Consider the following 18,831-nt stretch of genomic DNA (forward strand, 5'->3'; position numbering starts at 1 on the left):
CATACACGGCGCGGTGATCCCCTTGTCCAGGACCCTCCCTCCTTGACTTGGGCGCGTCATGTGACAACACTCGTTGTCGACCCTGGAGGTGGCTGGCATGGATGAGCCCGAGCTGTTCCGGCAAGGCGGGTTCCGGCTGGCCCAGCGGCTGTTCATCGAGGGTGACATCCGAGGTGACGAACGCCAGATCGCGCGCGTCCGTGAGTTCGCCCAACTCCAGGACAAGCTCGCCGACGACGTTGTCGCCTGGATGGTGCAGCAGCCCAGCGGGCAGGGGCGCGCCCTCTTCGAAGCGGCGTTGCAGGGTCGGGGCCGGGCGACCGGGCCGCTCAAGGACTTCTTCGACCAGGTCGATGCCAAGCCCTACTGGGTTGATGACGAACGGCTCGAGCGGGGTGCGAAAGCCATCACGCGGGCCGGGCTGCTCGGCCTGTTCCCGCTCGGTGACATGTCGCTCATGGGCGGCTACCTCGCTTCGCGCGCCACGAAAGCGCTGGTCGGGACCGGTGAGATCGAACACAAGGCCACCCGGCGGCTCGTCGAGACCGCCGCCTGGTGGATCGATGTCACCACGCCCGGCGCGCTCAAGCACGGCGGTAAGGGTTACGCCTCCGCGCTGCGGATCCGGCTCGTGCACGCCCACGTGCGGGCCGCCATGAACCGGCGGGAGGACTGGGACTACGCCGCCTGGGATCGGCCCGTCAACCAAGTGCAGACCGCCGGGACCCTTCTGCTCTTCTCGCTCGTCTACGTCTTCGGGACGCAGCTGCTCGGACTGCGCTACTCCGCCCGCGAGCGCGGGGACATCCTGCACCTCTGGCGGTACATCGGCTGGCTCATGGGCGTCGACGACGAGCTGCTGCCCGCCTCCGAAGAGGACGCCTGGCGGCTTCTCTGGCTGCTCGCCGCCACCGAATTCATCCCCGACGACGACTCGAAACGGCTGGCCAAGGCGCTGATCGAGGCCAATGCCGCCGTTGGCGAGGGGCGTGGGGCCGTCGGGAAGGTGCTCGCGCACGTCTCCGTCGCCGTGCACTCCTCCATCAGCCGGCTCGTGCTCGGGAAGACCAACGCCGACTTCCTCGGGCTGCCGAACGATCCCGTGGCGCAGGCCGCGATCGTGGCCGTTGCCGGGGTCAACTTCGCCGCCGAGACCGTTCGGCGGTTCATCCCCGGGGCCACCGCGCTGCAGGAACGGATCGGGCGGGCCGGGCGCCGCGGGTACGTCAAGCGGCTCGAGAAGATCTTCGCGCCCGACACCACCTACGCGCAGCACATGCGGGCCGCCTGAACCCACCGGATAGGCTTCGGGCCGTGCTGCTCAGTGACCGTGACCTCCGCAAAGAGCTCGACGCCGGCCGGCTCGGCATCGACCCCTTCGATGCCGGCATGGTCCAGCCGTCCAGCATCGACGTCCGGCTCGACCGGTTCTTCCGCGTCTTCGACAACAGCAAGTACACCCACATCGACCCGCAGCTGCAGCAGGACGAGCTGACCTCGCTGGTCGAGAAGGAGGGCGACGAGCCCTTCGTGCTGCACCCCGGCGAGTTCGTCCTCGGCTCGACCTTCGAGCTCGTCACTCTCGCCGACGACCTGGCCGGCCGCCTCGAAGGCAAGTCGTCGCTCGGGCGGCTCGGGCTGCTCACGCACTCGACCGCCGGGTTCATCGACCCCGGCTTCTCCGGGCACATCACCCTCGAGCTGTCGAACGTCGCCAACCTGCCGATCACGCTCTGGCCCGGCATGAAGATCGGCCAGCTGTGCATCTTCCGGCTCTCCAGCTCGGCCGAGCACCCGTACGGCTCCAGCGAAGCCGGGTCCCGCTACCAGGGGCAGCGCGGCCCGACCCCGAGCCGGGCGTACAAGAACTTCCACCGCGTCGACACCTGGCGGTAGTGGATTCGCCCTCGGCGGGAAAAAGTTACCTCGGGCGCTAAACCGCGACTTTCTCGTCCCAGTCGATGTGGTGGTTCCACATGAAGCCGTTCGGGTCCTCGTCGAACGGCTTCGAGAACGCCCGCTTGATGAAGAAGTCGCGGACCACCCGCCCGACCGGGCCGATCACCTTGTCGTCGCCGTTGCGCTTGCCCGCCGCGACCACCGCTTCGACGCGCTCGCGGCGCAGGCCCTCGTAGGCGGCCAGCGCCTGCTCGAGGTCCGGCACGTCACGGAGGCATTTGCCCAGCGTGACGGCGTCTTCGATGGCCATCGAGGCGCCCTGGCCCGCCGCCGGTGACGTCGCGTGGGCCGCGTCGCCGATGATCACCATGCGGCCGCGGTGCCAGACGGGAACCGTCGGGAAGTCGTACGTCGGCCACGCCGGGTAGATCTTCCGGGTCGCGCGGATGATTTCGGTGGCCGGCGTCCGGTCGCGGGCCACCAGGCCCAGCAGCTCCTTCCGGAAGCTCTCCCCAGTGAGCGCCCGCAGTTCGGCCGCGGACGGCTCGGTCTTGCGGGCCGGGTTCGCGAACCACCAGACGCGGCCGTCCGGGCTGACGACGTGGCAGAAGAACACCCGCTTGCCGAACACCATGTTCAGCACGCCCGGCTCGTCGGGCAGGTCGAGCCCTTCGGCGAACCCGCCGGTGTTCAGCAGCCGGACGTACCGCGGCGACGGCGCGTCCGGGTCGATGATCGTGCGGACCCGCGAGCGGAGGCCGTCGGCGCCGATCAGGAGGTCGCCCTCGGCGTGCGAACCGTCCGCGAATTCCGCTCTGACGTGCGTTTTCGTCTGGCTCGCGCCGGTCAGGCGCTTGCCGTACTCGACGCGGATGCCGCGCCGGACGGCCTCGTCCCGCAACGCGACGTAGAGGTCGGAGCGCAGGACGGTCTGGCTCACCGTGCCGTCCGCGAGGGCGCCGCCCAGGGGGAATTCGGCGAGCCGCGTGCCGTTGCCGAGGCCGATCGACATCCGCGGCGAGTCGAAGCCGACGCCGCGGACGACGTCCTTCAACCCCAGCGGGAGCAGGGCGTCGAGGCCGTTGACGGCCAGCGTGAGGAACGCGCCGACGCCCTCGGAGTCGCGCTCGTACGCCTCGAAGACCACTGGCTCGTGCCCGGCTTCGTGCAGGGCGATGGCCGTGATCGTGCCCGCGACGCCGCCCCCGATGATCAGTGCCCGTGTCATGTCGTTCGTCCCCTCGAATGTCTTAGAAACTAATTCGTTCTTTCGAACTAAAGAGTGGGCTAGGCTGGTCGACGTGTCAAGCGAGCGAACGGAACTCGTCGAAGAAGTCCTGCTCAGGTCGCGGGAGCTGTCGACGGAGACGGTCATGTTCCACACCGCGATCTCCGAGACCCGGGGGCTGTCGGCGGTGGAGAGCAAGGTCCTGGACTACCTCGCGCGCTTCGGCGCTCAGACGCCGAAGGACCTCGCGCGGCTGTCGGGGCTCGCGCCGGCGTCGGTGACGGCGATGATCGACCGGCTGGAGCGCAAGGGCATCGTCAACCGCGAGCCGCACCCGGACGACCGCCGCAAGGTCCTCATCGCCCTCGACCTGCAGTCCATCGCGAGCGGCGTGCACCTGTGGGACCACCTGGTCAAGGGCATGTACGAGCTCTGCGCCCGCTACACCGACGACGAACTCCGGACGATCATCGGGTTCACCCGGGCCGCCACCGCGCTCACCCACGAGTCGACGGCGAAGCTGACCGAGTCCACGAAAGAGTGAGTTTGAAGGCGTAGAACCGGGTCACGTGCCACGCTCCCAAGGTCGTCTCGGCCCTGGAGGTGGCGAGGAGTGCCGTTGCCCGAAAGACCGCTTCGCCCGATTTTCGTGCTGGCACTGGTCTTCCTGGCCTCGGCGCTCGTGCCGGCGGCAGGCGCGGCCGCCGCCCCGGCATTCGCGGTCGGCTACGACGACGTGGTCTACGGCGACTTCGTCTACGCGGGCAACGGCGTCCTGCGCTGCCCGGTCGCCGCCGACGGCGCGCCGACCGCCGGGACGGTCGCGACCCCGGCGGCGTGCGCGAACACCGCCGACCGCAAGGACACCCTGGCCAACGACGACTTCTTCATGCAGTGGGCCGACGTCGACGCCGACCCGGCCACGTTCGACTCGGCGAGGGCGTCGGTGGGCGTTCCACCGGGAGCGCAGGTCGTTTTCGCCCGGCTGAACTGGGCCGGCAGCCTGACGTGCGGCCCCGAGGCGGTCGCGCCGCCCGGGACGCCCGCGAAGCAGAACGTCCGGCTGAAGGTTGGCAGCGCGCCAGCCGTGGACGTCGCCCCGTCCGGGTACGCCGAGGACGGCGGGTACTACTCGGCGCACGCCGACGTCACCAGCCGGTTCGCCGGCGTCCCCGCGCTGTTCGACGTGACGGTCGGGAACGTCTGGGCGCCGAAGGGCTTCGACTGCGTCGGCGGCTGGTCGATCGCGCTCGTCTACGCCTACCCGGAGCGCAACGCGGACTACGCGCCGAACAAGCGCAAGGTGGTCGTCTACGACGGCCACGTCCACCAGACCGCCGGCGCCCCGGCGACCGAAACGACGATCACCGGCTTCCGCGCGACGGCCGCCGACGCCCACCTCGGCGTCACGGCCTACGACGGAGACTGGGGTGCGTCCGGCGACCAGTTCCTGGTCGACGGCACTCCGGCCGCCGAGCCCGCGACCGGCGGCACGTCGAACTTCTTCGTCTCCAACGCCGACAACGCCGCGGCACCGGGTGCGAAGAACAACTTCAGGGTGGACGCGAAGGCGTTCAACGTCGACAGCATCCCCGCCGGCGCGACGAGCACGAAGCTCGGCATCGTCACCAGCGGCGACGCGATCCTCGCGCAGAACCTGGCGTTTTCGGTGCCGGTGCCCGAGCTGCAGATCGCCGTGCGCGCGACCCAGCCGAAGGTGCACGCGGGCGAGCCGGTGACGTTCGCCGTCGTCGTGACCAACCCGGGCGCCGTCCCGGCCTCCGAAGTCGAGGTCGCCGACGAGGCCGTCCCGGAGTGCGCCAAACCGCTCGGCACGCTCGCCCCGCGCCAGACGGTCAGCTACACGTGCACCGGAACCGCCCCGCCCGACGACTTCACGAACACGGTGAAGGCGACCGGCACGACGACGCTCGGCGACGCCCTCGACGGTGTAGCCAGCACGCACGTCGACGTCCTGCACCCGGCGCTGGGCATGACGAAGACAGCCGACCGGCCCGCGTACCGCGACGGCGACGACGCGACCTTCACCATCAAGGTCACGAACATCGGCGACACGGGCCTCTCCGCCCTCCAGGTCGCCGACCCGAAGACACCGTCGTGCACGCTGGCCGGAGCACTCGCGCCGGGCGAAAGCCGCACGACGACGTGCACGGCGAAGGCCCCGATCGCCGACGGCGTCAACACCGCGAGCGCCCAGGCGACCGACGAGCTCGGCAAGCAGGTCACGGCGACCGCCGCCGCGCCGGCGCCGACGATCGCGCCCGCGGTCGAGGTCACCAAGACCGCGGACCCGCCGGTGGTCCACGCCGGGGACGCCGTCACCTGGACGGTCGCGGTGCGCAACACCGGCGACAGCCCGCTGGCCCCGGTCGAGGTCACCGACGACACGACGACGGCGTGCTCCCGCACGTTCGCCGGCCTGGCCGCAGGCGCGACGCAGACGTACACGTGCACGGCCAACCCGCCGCGCACCACGACGTCCCGGGTGACGGCGGCCGGAACCGACCTGTCCGGCCGGCCCGTGACGGCCGCCGCGTCGGCGACGGTCACGGTGCTCACCCCGGCCCTGACGCTGACCGCGGAGGCCGCGCCCGCCATCGCCCGCGCCGGCGACCCGGTCACGTTCACGATGACGGTCGCCAACGCCGGCGACGCCCCGCTGACCGACGTGACGGTGGCCGACGACCTCCCGGCGTGCGCCAAAGCGATCGGCGCGCTGGCCCCGGGCGGGACGGCGACGTACACGTGCACCGCGCCGGCCCCACCGGACGACTTCGCCACCACGGCCACGGCCACCGGCACGGACCAGCTCGGCCGCACGGTGAAGGTCACCGACGACGCGGCGGTGGACGTGATCCACCCGGCGGTCAGCCTGGCTGTCCGCGCGACGCCGGCCGCGGTCCGCGAGGGCGACACGGTGACCTGGACGATCACCGCGGCCAACACGGGCGACGTGCCGTTGACCGAGGTCGCGGTCAAGGACGACCGGCTGCCGTCGTGCGCGAAGCGGTTCGGCGCGCTCCAGCCGCAGGCGCAGCAGGAGTACACGTGCACGACGGTCGCGGGCCCCGCGGGGTTCGCGAACAAGCCGACGGTGACGGGCACCGACCCGACCGCCCGCCCGGTCTCGGCGGCGGCCGAGGCGGGGTTTGCGGTCCAGCACCCGGCGGTCGCGCTGACGGCCGAGGTGACGGGAGGCCCGTTCCGCGAGGGCGACAAGGTGCCGTTCCGGATCACGGTCCGCAACACCGGCGACGTACCGCTGGCCGGACTCCGGGTCACGGACGCGCAGGCCGCGGGCGGCCGCGCGCTCGGCGGGCGGGCTGCCGCCCCGCTGGGTACCGGCGTGCCCGCCAGCGCTCAGCCCGGCCTCGGCAGCCACACCACCGCCCAGCCGGCCGAGCCCCCAGGTAGCGAGCCACACGCCAACCGCCCGCGAACCACGGACCAGGCCACCGGGTGCACGCAAGCCCTCGACGGCGCCCTCGCTCCCGACGCCACCCGGGACTTCGCCTGCACCACCGCCGCCCCGGCCGACGACGTCACCCGCAGCTTCCGGATCTCCGCCACTCCGCCCGTCGGCCCCGACGTCACCGCCGGCTCCACCACCGCCGTCGATGTCATCCATCCCGCCGTGGCGGTCGCCAGGACCGTCGACCCCGCCGTCGTGCACCCGCACGACACCGTGACCTCGACCATCACCGTCACCAACACCGGCGACAGCCCGCTCCAGGACGTCACCGTCGCCGACGAGCGAGCGCGGGACTGCACCAGAACCCTCGGCCGGCTCGAACCGCAGGCCAAGCAGACCTACAGCTGCACCCAAGCCGCCGGGGAAGACGACTTCGCCGCCGTTGTGCTGGCCACCGGAACCGACGCCACGAACCGTCCGGTGACCGCCACGGCCCAGGCTGCCGTCGACGTCATCCATCCCGCGATCACCGTCACCGACGCCGCCGCACCCGCGCGCGTCCGGCCAGGTGACACCGTCACCTTCACCGTCGTCGTCGCGAACACCGGCGATGTCCCGCTGACCGACGTATCCCTTGTGGACAGTCGGACGCCGGCGTGCGCTCAGTCCATCGGCACCCTCCTTCCCGGCGCCCGGCAGCGCCACTCCTGCAAGGTAGACGCCGGCACCGACAATTTCGTGAGCTCGGCAACCGCAACTGGCACCGATCCGGTGAAACGCCAGGTCAGCGCGACCGACGACGCGTCGTACACCGTCCTGCACCCCGCCCTGCGGCTCACCCAGGACATCCACGGCGGCCCCTTCCGCGCCGGCGACACCGTCACCGCCACGCTCACCGTCACCAACACCGGCGACGTCCCCCTGACCGCCGTCGACGTCCGAAGCGGCTCCTGCGCCAAGACCTTCGACCAGCTCGAAGCCGGCGCCACGCAAAAGTTCGACTGCACCACGACCGCGCCGGCCGAGGACAAGGCGAGCACGGCAAAGGCGACGGCCACCCCTCCGATCGGCCCACCGGTGACCGCGCAGGACGAAGACGAGATCGACGTCATCCACCCGGCCGTCAAGCTCACCGCCGACGCGAAACCCCAGACAGTCCGCGCCGGTGACGACGTCACCGTCACCGTCACCGTGACCAACACCGGTGACGTCCCGCTGACCGCGGTGTCCGTTGTGGACGAACAAATGACCTGCGCGAACAAGCTCGGCACCGTGGCCGCCGGAGCGGTGCGTACCTACACCTGCACCCGCAAAGCGCCCGGCGACGACTTCACGCAACCCCTGGACGTCACCGGAATTGACCCGACCGGTCGCACCGCGCAATCGACCGGTGACGCAAAAGTCGACGTCGTCCACCCCGAGATCGCCGTGATGAAAGACGCGGCTCCCTACGAAGTCCGCGAAGGCGGCACCGTCACCTTTTCCATCCTGGTCAAGAACACCGGTGACGTCCCGCTCGTCGACGTGCAGGTCGTCGACGACCACACGCCCTCCTGCGCGCACACCGCGCCCGAGCTGGCCGTCGATGCGGAAATCTCGTACACCTGCACAACCGTCGCCGGAAAAGTTGGCTTCACGAGCAAAGCAACGGCCACCGGTCAAGACCCGACCCGGCGTCCGGTGAGTGCCTCCGGTGAGTCGACGTTCGTCGTCCGAATAGGCTGAATGGAGTAACGAGGAAGCGTCCGATTGCCTCGAAATCCCTACCCGTCACCGACGGGAAATGTGACCAGTGCGTTCGTAGGGTTCTCGCCTTAATTGTTCCGTGATACGTTCCTGCGCCGTGTCCCCCATTGGTGAACGTGCTCACGTGGTGATGGTGTCACTCAGTGTGCTGCTCGGCGTTTTTTCCGCCGCGGCCGGCACCTGGATGGCCACCGCCGAAGGAAACACCGCCGAGCTCGGCGCCGCGGCGCTGGTCCTGCCGAACGCGCCCGCCGGCGCCGGCAGCGGCAGCGGAACCGACCTCGCCGGCGGCCAGGTCCAGACCACCACCCCCGGTCGGCCCGGCACGCAGACGACCTCCGCCGCCCCGACGACGTCGAGCGCGGCTCCCACGACGACCGAGACGTCCGCGAGCCCGCAGCCGTCGACGTCCGCGGCCCCGCCGCCGACCAGCACCAAGCCCGCGGCCCGGGTCGCCCCGTCCACGACCGCGCAGGTCATCTCCCTGGTCAACGACGAGCGTGCCAAGGCGGGCTGCGAGCCGCTGACCGAGGAATCGCACGTCACCAAGGCCGCGCAGGACTTCAGCGACAAGATGTCGGACGAGAACTTCTTCTCCCACACCAGTCCCGACGGCACGACGTTCGACCAGCGCATCAAGCAGGCCGGCTACCCGAAGCCGGGCGCGGAGAACATCGCGCGCGGGCAGACGTCCGCGGCGCAGGTCATGGACTCCTGGATGAACTCCGAAGGCCACCGCGCCAACATCCTGAACTGCTCGCTCAAGAAGATCGGCGTCGGCCTCACCACCGACGGCTGGTACTGGGTCCAGGACTTCGGGTACTAGGAGGGCTTGTTCCACCGCTCCGCGATGTCGCCGTACCGCGCCAGCACCGTGGCCCGCAGCTCCGGATCCGACCGCGGCACCGGCTCGATGAACACCTCGGTGACGTCGTGGAACGACTCCGTCAGCTCCGACGCGAGCCGCACGCAGGCGCGTTCGAGGTCCGCGGCGCCGAGCGAGTCGTCGAAGTCCACGCGGGTGCAGACCAGCACCTGGTCGGTGCCCATCAGCATGGTCTGCAGGTCCACGACGGCCTCGATCTCCGGGGCGCCGACGAGGTGCTCGCGGATCGCGCGGACCAGCCGCGGGTGGGCCTGCCGTCCGACGAGCAGGCCGCGGTTGGTCCGGCCGAGCAGGTAGGCCACGCAGGCGAGCAGCAGGCCGATGGCGATCGACGCGACGCCGTCCCAGACCTCCGAGCCGGTGAGCTGGTGCAGCCCGATGCCGCCGAAGGCCAGCAGCAGGCCGATCAGCGCGGCCGAGTCCTCGAACAGGACGGTCTTGGGTGTCGGGTCGTCGATCAGCCGCAGGTACGTGAACAGCGGCTGGTCCTCGGCCTTCGACTCGCGGACGACCTGGCGCACGGCCTGGATCCACGACGTCCCTTCGAGCAGGAACGCCACGGCCAGCACGATGTAGCTGAGCAGCGACGTGCTCTGCGCCTCGCCGTGCCCGAACAGCGTCGAGATGCCCTCGTACAGCGCGAACATCGCGCCCGATGCGAAGATCGAGACGGCGGCGAGCAGCGACCAGAAGTACCGCTCCTTGCCGTAGCCGAAGGGGTGGACGCGGTCGGCCGGGCGTTCCGAGCGTTTCAACGCCGTCAGCAGCAGGACTTCGGTGATCGTGTCGGCCACCGAGTGCGCTGCTTCGGACAGCATCGCGCCCGAGCCGGTGATGATGCCCGCGATCAGCTTCATCACCGCGATCGCCAGGTTCACCCCACCGGCGAGCAGGACGGTCAGGGTGCTTTCGCCACCGGAGCTACCGGAGTTCGCGGGTTCCTCGCTCACCTTGGTGAGCGTAGTGCTCAGAGGCGGCGCAGGCCGTGCAGAACGCGTTCCATGAGTGCCATCGCCGGACGGCCGTCGGCGCCGGTGCGGCTGTCGTGGATGGTGACCAGGCCCTGTTCGGCCATGTCGTCGAGCAGCACGCGCACGACGCCGAGCGGGACGCTCAGCGTGGCCGCGACCTCGGCGACCGAACGCGGGTGCAGGCACAGCGAGTGCACCGAGCGGAACTCGCCGGTCAGCCGGGCGCCGTCCCAGTGGGCGCCGGCCCGCGTGGAGACCATGGCTTCGATGGCGAGGTGCCGCCGCGACTGCGTGCGGCCGCGGGTGAGGACGTACGGGCGCACCAGCGTGCGTTGGATGGGGACGTAGTCGGCGCTGGGCCGGGTGTCTTCCGGTAGGGGTTGGAGAGCGTGTCGCCCGGTCGTGGTGGTCCGCCGGTCGTCGGCCATCCGTGCCGCCCCCTGTTTCTGTGATCGTCAAAGGTGCCTCGCTGGCGTCGGCGGCGGCGAGGAAAGGCCAGGATACGCCGCATGTCCAGGGTTCTGGCTGTCGTTTCTCCTTAACCTGATGGGCCATTTCAGTGATTATCATGAACTTTTTTCAGGAAAACGATTACCGAAGGAAAATCCCAGCTCGTGGGCGTGCGGGACAGGACAAACTTGTGACAACGGGTAGTGGAATGGCTACGAAATCCAGAAAGTTTCGATCACGGAAAACGGCCCCGGTCAGGGGTACTGACCGGGGCCGTGCGTTCTCCGAAAATGTGTCACTCCTCCGCGAGTGACGGCGCTCCGAGCGCGATCGGCTTCGGTTCCGGCTTGCGCTTGACCGCTTCCAGCAGCATCTGCGCGACGTCGACGATCTCGACCTTTTCGCTCGCCGAGCCGTCGCTCTGCCGGGCGGTGAGGCCGTCGTTAAGCATCACCTTGCAGAACGGGCAGCCGGTGGCGATCTTCGACGGCGCGGTGCCGAGCGCCTCGTCGACGCGCTCGATGTTGATCCGCTTGCCGATCTTCTCTTCCATCCACATCCGCGCGCCGCCGGCACCGCAGCACATCGACTTGTCGCCGTGCCGCGGCATCTCGCGCAGCCGCGCGCCGGTCGCGCCGACCAGCTCGCGCGGCGCCTCGTACACCTTGTTGTGACGGCCGAGGTAGCACGGGTCGTGGTAGGTGACGTCTTCGGCGACCGGCGCCACCGGCACCAGCTGCTTCTCGCGAACCAGGCGGTTCAGCAGCTGCGTGTGGTGCACGACGTCGAACTGGCCACCCAGCTCCGGGTACTCGTTGGCGAGGGTGTTGAAGCAGTGCGCGCAGGTCACGACGACCTTGCGGGCCTTGCGCTCACGGCCCTCGAACACCGAGTTCAGGATCTCGACGTTCTGCTGCGCCAGCATCTGGAACAGGAACTCGTTGCCGGCGCGGCGGGCCGGGTCACCGGTGCAGGACTCCTCCGAGCCGAGCACGGTGTACTTGACGCCCGCCATGTGCAGCAGCTCCGCGACCGCGCGGGTCGTCTTCTTCGCGCGGTCCTCGAACGCGCCCGCGCAGCCGACCCAGAACAGGTACTCGGTGTCGCCGAGCTCGCCGTCGAACACCGGGACCTCGAAGTCCAGGTCCTCGGTCCAGGCCAGCCGGTCCTTGGCGTTCTGGCCCCACGGGTTGCCCTTGTTCTCCAGGTTCTTGAACATGCCATTCAGCTCGCTGGGGAACGACGACTCGATCATCACCTGGTAGCGGCGCATGTCCACGATGTGGTCGACGTGCTCGATGTCGACCGGGCACTGCTCGACGCACGCGCCGCAGCTGGTGCAGGACCACAGGACGTCGGGGTCGATGACGCCGCCGTCGTCGCCGACCAGCGCCTTCTGCGACTCGGCGATCGCGAGGACGTCGATCCCGGCGTACATGTTGTCCCCGGACAGGCCGATCTCGTCCCCGGCCATGTCGCGCTTGCCGCCGGCCAGCAGGTACGGCGCCTTCGCGTAGGCGTGGTCACGCAGCTGCGTGATGACCAGCTTCGGCGACAGCGGCTTGCCCGTGTTCCACGCGGGGCACTGCTCCTGGCAGCGGCCGCACTCGGTGCACGTGGAGAAGTCCAGCCAGCCCTTCCAGCTGAAGTCCTCGATCTTGCCGACGCCGAAGGTGTCCTCGTCCGGGTCGGCTTCCTCGAGGTCGAGGACTTTGCCGCCGCTCATCATCGGCTTGAGCGCGCCCAGTGCGACGCCGCCGTCGGCCTCGCGCTTGAAGTAGATGTTGAAGAACGCGCTGAAGCGGTGCCACGCGATGCCCATGGTCATCGTCCGCGCGACGACGATCAGCCAGACGGTGGCGCTCATCAGCTTGACGAACGCGAAGATCGTCACCAGGTTCGGGCTGGCCGGCAGCAGCTGGCCGATCGGGTTCGAGACGAAGGACGCCCACAGCGGCCCCTCGTGCGTGTTCAGCGCGGACTTCGCGGCCCGGACGCCGATGATGCCGATGCCCTCGATCAGGACGACGGCCTCGATGAAGTACGCCCACTTGAAGTTGGAGCCGGCGAAGCGCGACTGGCGGTCGGCGCGGCGCGGGTGGTTGCGCTGCCGGATCGCCATCAGCACCAGGATGCCGACGATCGTGCCGAGCCCGAGCAGCTCCATGAGCAGCTGGAACGGCGGGAAGTCGTCGAGGATCGGCCAGCCCCAGGTCGGGACGAAGACCTCGCCGTAGGCTTCGAACAGGGCGAGCGAGCCCAGCAGGAAGCCCCACATGACCAGCCAGTGCGCGGGGCCGACGCTGCGCTTGCGGTTCATCCGCGTGTGCGCGGCGAACTCCTTGATCAGCGTCTTCATGCGCGGCATGAAGGGGCCGTTGCGCGTCGAGTCGGGCTGCCCGAGGCGGATCACCCGCACGAAACGGGCGATCGTCGCGGCGAACATGCCCCAGGCGACGAGGCCGAGCACGACGGAGATCCCGCCGAGCGTCAGTTGGAGAGCGCCCATCGTTCGGGTGCCTTTCGTCCGGGAAAAACTGTGGTGGTGCCGGGAGACTAACCGTCCTTACTGATGAGTAACCCGTTGAGTGGCCCTAAGTCCCACCGATGTGGTGTACGTCGCTCTTTGTTTTGGGACGATCGTTCAGGTAGTTTTCACCCTATGGTGAAGCTCCAAGTCGACGGCCGGAAGGCGCGCGGCGAGAAGCGGCGCACCGAGCTCATCGAGGCCACGCTGCGGATCATCGAGCGCGACGGCGTCGCCGGCGTCACCCACCGGACGGTCGCGGCCGAGGCCGGAGTACCCACGACGTCGACGACCTACCACTTCTCGTCGCTGGACGACCTCCTGGTCGCGACGCTGATCTCGTGCGCACGCGACATGGCGACCGAGGTCTACTGGATGATCGACCGGGCCCGTTCCCGCGGGTCACGTGGCGCCGAGGAGGTCGCGGCCCTGCTCGCCGAGGCGCTCGGGCCGCGGCGCGGGCGCACGATGGCGGAGTACGAGCTGTACCTCCTGGCCGCGCGCAAGCCCGAGCTGCGCCCCGCCGCCCGGCGCTGGCTGGACGTCCTGACCTCGATGGTCCGGCACGACGACGAGGTGGCCTTCCGGGTCTTCCTCGCGGGCATCGACGGGCTGCTCATCCAGGGCCTGATCGACGACGGGCCGCCGTCGGCCGATGAGCTGCGGCCGGTGGTGGACTACCTGCTGAAACCCCGTTGACCCCTCCCTTAGTTTCGGATCATGCGCACATTCGGTGACTACGAACTCGACGACGATCGCGCCCGGCTGGACCTCGACGTGGTGTGGAAGTTCCTCTCCACCGAGGCCTACTGGGGCCGCTGGCGCACGCGTGAGCAGGTCGAAGCCGCGATCGACGGCTCGTGGCGGGTCGTCGGCGCCTACCGCGGCGGCTCGATGGTCGGCTTCGCCCGCGCGTTCTCCGACGGCGTCTCCTCGGCCTACCTCGCCGACGTCTTCGTCGTCGACTCCGCCCGCGGCAGCGGTCTCGGCAAGGAGATCGTCCGCGAGATGATCGACAACGGGCCCGGCGCGCAGTTCCGCTGGATGCTCCACACCGCCGACGCGCACGGCCTGTACCGCCAGTTCGGCTTCGCCGAGCACACCCGGGGGCACTACCTCGAGCGCGAAGGGCCCAACGCGGCGAACTTCGTCGGCTAACGCAGGTCGGTGAGGAGGGCGTCCCACGATCGGGTGGTGATTTCGAGGGTTCCGCCCGGGCGGTCCTTCGTGTCGCGGATCCGCACCACCTGGGCGAGCGCCACTTCCACGCAATCGGCCTCTTGGCCGCTGTAGGTCGACTTCCGCCAGGTCACGTCAGGCCTCCAGTTCGGCGATCACCCCCTCGATGAACGCGCGGGATTCGTCCACGTCCAAGGCGAGGGATGTCACGGTCTTCGCGGCCGACTTGTAGTCCGCCACCTGATCCTCATCGTAGATGTAGGCGCTCCCGCGATGCTGGTCCAAGAAGACGATCGAGGGCAGGTCGGAGTACTGCAATACGGCGAAGGAACCGTTGAGGCCGGGGTGGAAATCGCCGCCGGACGGCACCACGCGGACCGCCAGCCGCCGCGGAAGATCGAGGAGGTGGCGCAGCTGGTCGGTGAGGGTCTCGGTGCCGCCGATCCGCTGCCGGAGCGCGACCTCGCCGAGCAGGAACGAGCAGTCCGGCGCGCGGTACTCGCGCATGGCCGCCTGGCGGATCGTGCGCACCCGCAGCCGCTGCTCGACCAGCTGAGGAGGGGAACCGCCGTAGGACAGGATCGCCCGGGCGTAGTCGGGCGTCTGCAGCAGGCCGTGCACCAGCATCGGCTGCCAGCTGAAGATCGCGGCGGCGGTGCGCTCGTACTCGGCCAGCGTCGTGAGGATCGCCGGCGCGTCCGGCATCTCCTTCTCGGCCCAGTTCGGCTCACGCGCGGTGCGAGTCAGCTCGAACAGCCTGTCCCGCTCCTCGCCGAGCACCCGCAGCTGCCCGAGCAGGAGCGCGACCTCCTCGATCTTGGGCACGCGCAGGCCGAGCTCCCAATTGGACAGTTCCGCCGCGTGCACGCCGGTGGCACGGGCCAGCTCGCGCAGCCCGTACCCGCGCGCCTTCCGCGCCTTCCGCAGTCCGAACCCCAGCGCTCTGGACCGGGGAGTCGCTATCGGTGGTGACATGAGCGCAGTGTGTCATCGGGGTCCGACAAAAACGGGCCCGGCTCCGTTGCCGATCGGCAACAGCGCCGGGCCCGGAAACCTCAGCCCTTGTTCTCGTACACCGGGGTGAGCACGGCGCGGGCCAGCGTGTGCCCGAACATGTTGAAGCCGAGGAGCGCCGGCGTCGCGTCCTCCGGCACCTCCAGCTTGTCCACGTCGAGGGCGTGCACGGCGAAGTAGTAGCGGTGCGGGCCGTGCCCGGGCGGCGGCGCGGCGCCGAGGAACTGCTTGACGCCGCCGTCCCCCTTCAACGTCACCGCGCCTTCGGGGAGGCCGGAGCCGTCGCCCGCGCCGGAGGCCAGTTCGGTCACCGACACCGGCACGTTGAACACCGCCCAGTGCCAGAAGCCGCTGCCGGTCGGGGCGTCCGGGTCGTAGCAGGTGATCGCGAAGCTCTTCGTCTCCGCCGGGAAGCCCTCCCACGCCAGGTGCGGCGAACGGTCATCGCCACCGGCGCCGAAGATGCCGGACAAATGGGGCGTGGCCAGGGTTTCGCCGTCGGCGACGTCGTTGCTGCGCAGGGTGAACGACGGCACTTCGGGCAGGGACTCGTACGGACCGGGTGCTTGCGGCATGGATCCTCCTGATCACGGAACTGCCGGACTCAACGTCAGGTTAGGCCCAGAGCGCCGCCCCTGCGTCTCAGGGAGGGATCTCAGGGTCTTTCGGGGGGTTACCCCCATGTACCGGCCGCTCACCCCGTCATAACGTTTCTCACGCAGAGGAAACAACACCGAGGGGACCAACGAGCATGGCGCGCCCGCTTCTGGCTGTGGGAGGCATCGTCCTGATCGGCGTCGGCCTGGCGACGGCGCTCGGCTGGGGCTGGGGTTCGGACTTCGAAAACACCGGGACCGTTTCGCAGACCATCCGGAGCGTGAAGCTGGAGGCCGACTCGGGCGCGGTGAAGATCCGCAAGGGCTCGGGGCAGACGACCGTGCGCGAAGAGGTCAGCTACCACTGGCGCAGCAAGCCGTCCGGGCCCTTCTACCGCGTCGACGGCGACCAGCTGGTGCTCGGCTCGTGCGGCACGAACTGCTCGGTCGACTTCGAGGTCATGGTGCCGGACGGAGTGCCCGTGACCGGGAACCTCGACTCCGGCGCGCTGGACGTCGCCGGGATGTCGACTGTGGACGTTCACGTCGACTCCGGGCGCGCCCAGGTCGAGGACGTCCCGGGTGCGGTGAAGCTGTTCATGGACAGCGGTTCGACCGACCTGCGCAACGTCGGCCCCGTGCAGCTGCGGAGCGAGTCCGGCGCCATCACCGGAGACGACGTGAACGGCCCGGTCGAGGTGACCTCGTCCAGCGGCAGCGTCGAATTCACGCTGGTGCAGGCGAACGACGTCAAGGTGCACGCCGAAAGCGGCAGCATCAACCTGACGGTGCCGGGCGGGGCCTACCGCGTCCAGGGCGGCAGCGACAGCGGGCACCGGGACATCGGCGTGCAGAACGACGGAACCGCCCAGCACGTGCTGGACCTGACGACCGACAGCGGCAGTGTCACGGTCCGCGCGGCCTGACTTTTCTTACGAGGGGGCATTTTTCGATGGGCAGGATCGAACGGCGGGTGCTGGTGGCCGCGCTGCTGGGGGCGGTCGCGATGTTCGGTGCCGTCGGCTTCACGCGGGGTGAGGCGGTGGAGACGCCGGCCCAGGGGGTGCCGGTCGCCGTGGATTCCCACTATCGAGTGACTTCCTGGGTGGGTACCCCGGCGGAAGTCGTTGTGCAGCAAGGAAGTCCGGATTTCTTCTTCTCCTCCTGGACGGCCCGCCGCTCCTGAACTGTCGGTGGCCGCTGTTAGGAAGGAAGCACGCCGAAGGCCGGCGTGCAGGGGAGGAAACAGCATCATGGACGTGCGCCGGATCATCGCGGTCGTCGCGGCGGTCGTGGTCATGGCGGCGGTACCGGCCGTCGCGTCGGCGTCGGGGGTGAGGTGGCGCCCGTGCGCCACGCAGCAGGAGCCGTCGGCGGAGTGCGCGACGGTCGAAGTGCCGATCGACCGCGCCCGGCCGGAGCTCGGGTCGGCGCAGCTGGCGCTGGCCCGGCTGCCTGCGCTCGATCCGGCCGGGCGGATCGGCTCGCTGCTGGTGAACCCGGGCGGGCCGGGCGGCTCCGGCGTCGGGTTCGTGCAGTTCGGCGGGCTGGCGTCACCGGAGCTGGGTGCGCTGCGGCAGCGCTTCGACATCGTGGGGTTCGATCCGCGCGGAGACTGGTTCAGCACGCCCCGCATCACGTGCGACGCGGCGACGCTGTTCGACCCGGCGCTGGACCGGTTCCCGTCGACGCGGACGGGGTTCGAGGCGCTGGTCGCGCACAACCGGAAGGCGGGGGCGGACTGCCTGGCCCGGACCGGGCCGCTGCTGGCCCACGCGGACACGCAGAGTGCGGCGGAGGACATCGAGACGATCCGGGCGGCGCTCGGCGAGCCGCGGATCTCGTGGCTGGGCCTGTCGTACGGCACCGAGCTGGGCGCGGTCTACGCGTCGAAGCACCCGGGCCGGGTGCGGGCGATGGTGCTCGACGGTGCGGTCGACCACGCGCGGCCGATGAACCAGGCGATCCCGGAAGAGGCCGCGGCCACCGAGGACGCGCTGGTCCGGTTCGCGGCCTGGTGCCGCGGCTCGGCCGAGTGCGCGTTGCACGGCCAGGACGTCCTCCGCTTCTACGACGACGTGGTGGCCCGGGCGGCCCGCGGCGGGATCTGGTCCGGCGACCTGGGCCGTCCGGCGACGGCGGACGAGGTGTCGGCGGGCGTGTACGGCCACCTCTACCTCCGTGACGACTGGCCTGCGCTGGGCAAGCACCTGGCCGCGGCCGGGGGCGAGTTCCCGGATGCTCGCGGGCTGACCGAGCGGAACCAGTTCCAGTCCGAGATCTACGGGGCGTACCGGGGGATCGGGTGTCACGACTTCCCGTCGCCGTTCCGCGGGCCGTCGGACGTCGGCTACCTGGCCGGCCTGGTTCGAAGGGCGGCGCCGCACAGCTGGCGGTACTCGGAGTACTGGGACTTCGCGAGCGGGTGCGTGGGGTGGCCGGTGCCGGCGAACAACCCGCCTCAGCCGCACCCGGTCCGCGGAGCCCCGCCGATCCTGGTGGTCGGGGGCGCTCACGACCCGGCGACGCCGTTGGCGTGGGCCCGCGGGCTGGCGGCGAGCATCGACGGCTCGGCGTTGCTGACCCGCACGGACGACGGCCACACGGGGCTGTTCAACTCCGCGTGCGCGCGGGCGGCCGAGGTGGCGTACCTGGTGGACCGGGTGGTGCCTGGCCGGGGCGCGGTGTGCCGGTGAACCGGGAGGGCTGGGGGCGGCGAGGCCCGGGGTCGGGCGAGGCGGCGATCGGCCCGTGGAGGGCTCGGGCGGGACCGGGTAGCGGGTGAGGCAGGGCTCCTCGGGCAGGTCCCGGCTGGGGCCGGGCAGCCTTGCGGAGGGATGGGCGGCCCGCTGGGGCTGGCCTGGCGACCGCCTGGCGGCGGTGGGTGGCCCGCTCGGGCGGG

Annotated in this window: 17 protein-coding genes; 10 read left to right on the top strand and 7 right to left on the bottom strand. The window is 70.2% G+C overall.

Features of this window, described 5'->3' with window-relative positions; genetic code table 11:
* The first annotated feature begins 97 nt into the window (after positions 1–97).
* Both HUT10_RS28445 and dcd read left to right on the top strand, forming a co-directional pair.
* Positions 98–1,291, top strand: a complete 1,194-nt coding sequence (locus HUT10_RS28445; protein WP_176174003.1) for an oxygenase MpaB family protein — start codon at positions 98–100, stop codon at positions 1,289–1,291.
* Positions 1,292–1,314: 23 nt separating this feature from the next.
* Positions 1,315–1,896, top strand: coding sequence for a dCTP deaminase (dcd, locus tag HUT10_RS28450; RefSeq protein ID WP_003058109.1), 582 nt, complete (start codon positions 1,315–1,317; stop codon positions 1,894–1,896).
* 37 nt (positions 1,897–1,933) lie between these two features.
* On the opposite strand, the gene HUT10_RS28455 is transcribed toward dcd, so the two are convergent.
* On the bottom strand, positions 1,934–3,127 hold the full coding sequence (locus tag HUT10_RS28455) for an NAD(P)/FAD-dependent oxidoreductase (RefSeq protein ID WP_176174004.1): 1,194 nt from the start codon (positions 3,125–3,127) through the stop codon (positions 1,934–1,936).
* A gap of 73 nt (positions 3,128–3,200) precedes the next feature.
* On the opposite strand from HUT10_RS28455, the gene HUT10_RS28460 reads away from it, so the two are divergent.
* The 3 genes from HUT10_RS28460 (at position 3,201) to HUT10_RS28470 (ending at position 9,132) form a co-directional block, all read left to right on the top strand.
* Positions 3,201–3,671, top strand: coding sequence for a MarR family transcriptional regulator (locus HUT10_RS28460; protein ID WP_176174005.1), 471 nt, complete (start codon positions 3,201–3,203; stop codon positions 3,669–3,671).
* 69 nt (positions 3,672–3,740) lie between these two features.
* Positions 3,741–8,285: a hypothetical protein gene (locus HUT10_RS28465; protein ID WP_254897069.1), complete on the top strand. Its 4,545-nt coding sequence runs from the start codon at positions 3,741–3,743 to the stop codon at positions 8,283–8,285.
* A gap of 145 nt (positions 8,286–8,430) precedes the next feature.
* On the top strand, positions 8,431–9,132 hold the full coding sequence (locus tag HUT10_RS28470) for a CAP domain-containing protein (protein WP_176174006.1): 702 nt from the start codon (positions 8,431–8,433) through the stop codon (positions 9,130–9,132).
* On the opposite strand, the gene HUT10_RS28475 is transcribed toward HUT10_RS28470, so the two are convergent.
* From HUT10_RS28475 to HUT10_RS28485, 3 genes are all read right to left on the bottom strand, one after another.
* The gene (locus HUT10_RS28475) at positions 9,129–10,142 is read right to left on the bottom strand and encodes a cation diffusion facilitator family transporter (RefSeq protein WP_176174007.1); all 1,014 of its coding nucleotides are present in this window, start codon (positions 10,140–10,142) and stop codon (positions 9,129–9,131) included. The two genes, HUT10_RS28470 and HUT10_RS28475, sit on opposite strands and share 4 nt — an antisense overlap.
* A gap of 17 nt (positions 10,143–10,159) precedes the next feature.
* Positions 10,160–10,591 carry a DUF742 domain-containing protein gene (locus tag HUT10_RS28480; RefSeq protein WP_176174008.1) on the bottom strand — a complete coding sequence of 144 codons (432 nt, stop codon included), beginning with the start codon at positions 10,589–10,591 and terminating at the stop codon, positions 10,160–10,162.
* Positions 10,592–10,908: 317 nt separating this feature from the next.
* Positions 10,909–13,122 carry a (Fe-S)-binding protein gene (locus HUT10_RS28485; RefSeq protein WP_176174009.1) on the bottom strand — a complete coding sequence of 738 codons (2,214 nt, stop codon included), beginning with the start codon at positions 13,120–13,122 and terminating at the stop codon, positions 10,909–10,911.
* Between the two features lie 156 nt (positions 13,123–13,278).
* Between HUT10_RS28485 and HUT10_RS28490 the strand changes: the two genes are divergently transcribed.
* Together HUT10_RS28490 and HUT10_RS28495 are read left to right on the top strand one after the other, a co-directional pair.
* Positions 13,279–13,839: a TetR/AcrR family transcriptional regulator gene (locus HUT10_RS28490; RefSeq protein ID WP_176178057.1), complete on the top strand. Its 561-nt coding sequence runs from the start codon at positions 13,279–13,281 to the stop codon at positions 13,837–13,839.
* A gap of 21 nt (positions 13,840–13,860) precedes the next feature.
* Positions 13,861–14,298 (top strand): GNAT family N-acetyltransferase, encoded by a 438-nt coding sequence (locus tag HUT10_RS28495; RefSeq protein WP_176174010.1) that lies wholly within the window; start codon positions 13,861–13,863, stop codon positions 14,296–14,298.
* Here HUT10_RS28495 and HUT10_RS28500 read toward each other — a convergent pair.
* The 3 genes from HUT10_RS28500 to HUT10_RS28510 form a co-directional block, all read right to left on the bottom strand.
* A complete protein-coding gene (locus HUT10_RS28500; protein ID WP_013230878.1) occupies positions 14,295–14,453 on the bottom strand; it encodes a DUF397 domain-containing protein in 159 nt (52 codons plus the stop codon). The two genes, HUT10_RS28495 and HUT10_RS28500, sit on opposite strands and share 4 nt — an antisense overlap.
* A gap of 1 nt (position 14,454) precedes the next feature.
* Positions 14,455–15,294 (bottom strand): helix-turn-helix transcriptional regulator, encoded by an 840-nt coding sequence (locus HUT10_RS28505; protein ID WP_176174011.1) that lies wholly within the window; start codon positions 15,292–15,294, stop codon positions 14,455–14,457.
* 80 nt (positions 15,295–15,374) lie between these two features.
* Positions 15,375–15,908, bottom strand: coding sequence for a YbhB/YbcL family Raf kinase inhibitor-like protein (locus tag HUT10_RS28510; RefSeq protein WP_176174012.1), 534 nt, complete (start codon positions 15,906–15,908; stop codon positions 15,375–15,377).
* A gap of 176 nt (positions 15,909–16,084) precedes the next feature.
* On the opposite strand from HUT10_RS28510, the gene HUT10_RS28515 reads away from it, so the two are divergent.
* From HUT10_RS28515 to HUT10_RS28525, 3 genes are all read left to right on the top strand, one after another.
* Complete coding sequence (locus tag HUT10_RS28515; RefSeq protein WP_176174013.1) at positions 16,085–16,855, top strand: DUF4097 family beta strand repeat-containing protein; 771 nt, start codon at positions 16,085–16,087, stop codon at positions 16,853–16,855.
* Positions 16,856–16,881: 26 nt separating this feature from the next.
* On the top strand, positions 16,882–17,115 hold the full coding sequence (locus tag HUT10_RS28520) for a hypothetical protein (RefSeq protein ID WP_176174014.1): 234 nt from the start codon (positions 16,882–16,884) through the stop codon (positions 17,113–17,115).
* A gap of 67 nt (positions 17,116–17,182) precedes the next feature.
* Entirely contained in the window at positions 17,183–18,625 is a 1,443-nt protein-coding gene (locus HUT10_RS28525) for an alpha/beta hydrolase (protein WP_176174015.1), read from the top strand.
* The last annotated feature ends 206 nt before the right edge of the window (positions 18,626–18,831 follow it).

It is taken from the genome of Amycolatopsis sp. Hca4, assembly GCF_013364075.1.
Taxonomy (GTDB): Bacteria; Actinomycetota; Actinomycetes; order Mycobacteriales; family Pseudonocardiaceae; genus Amycolatopsis.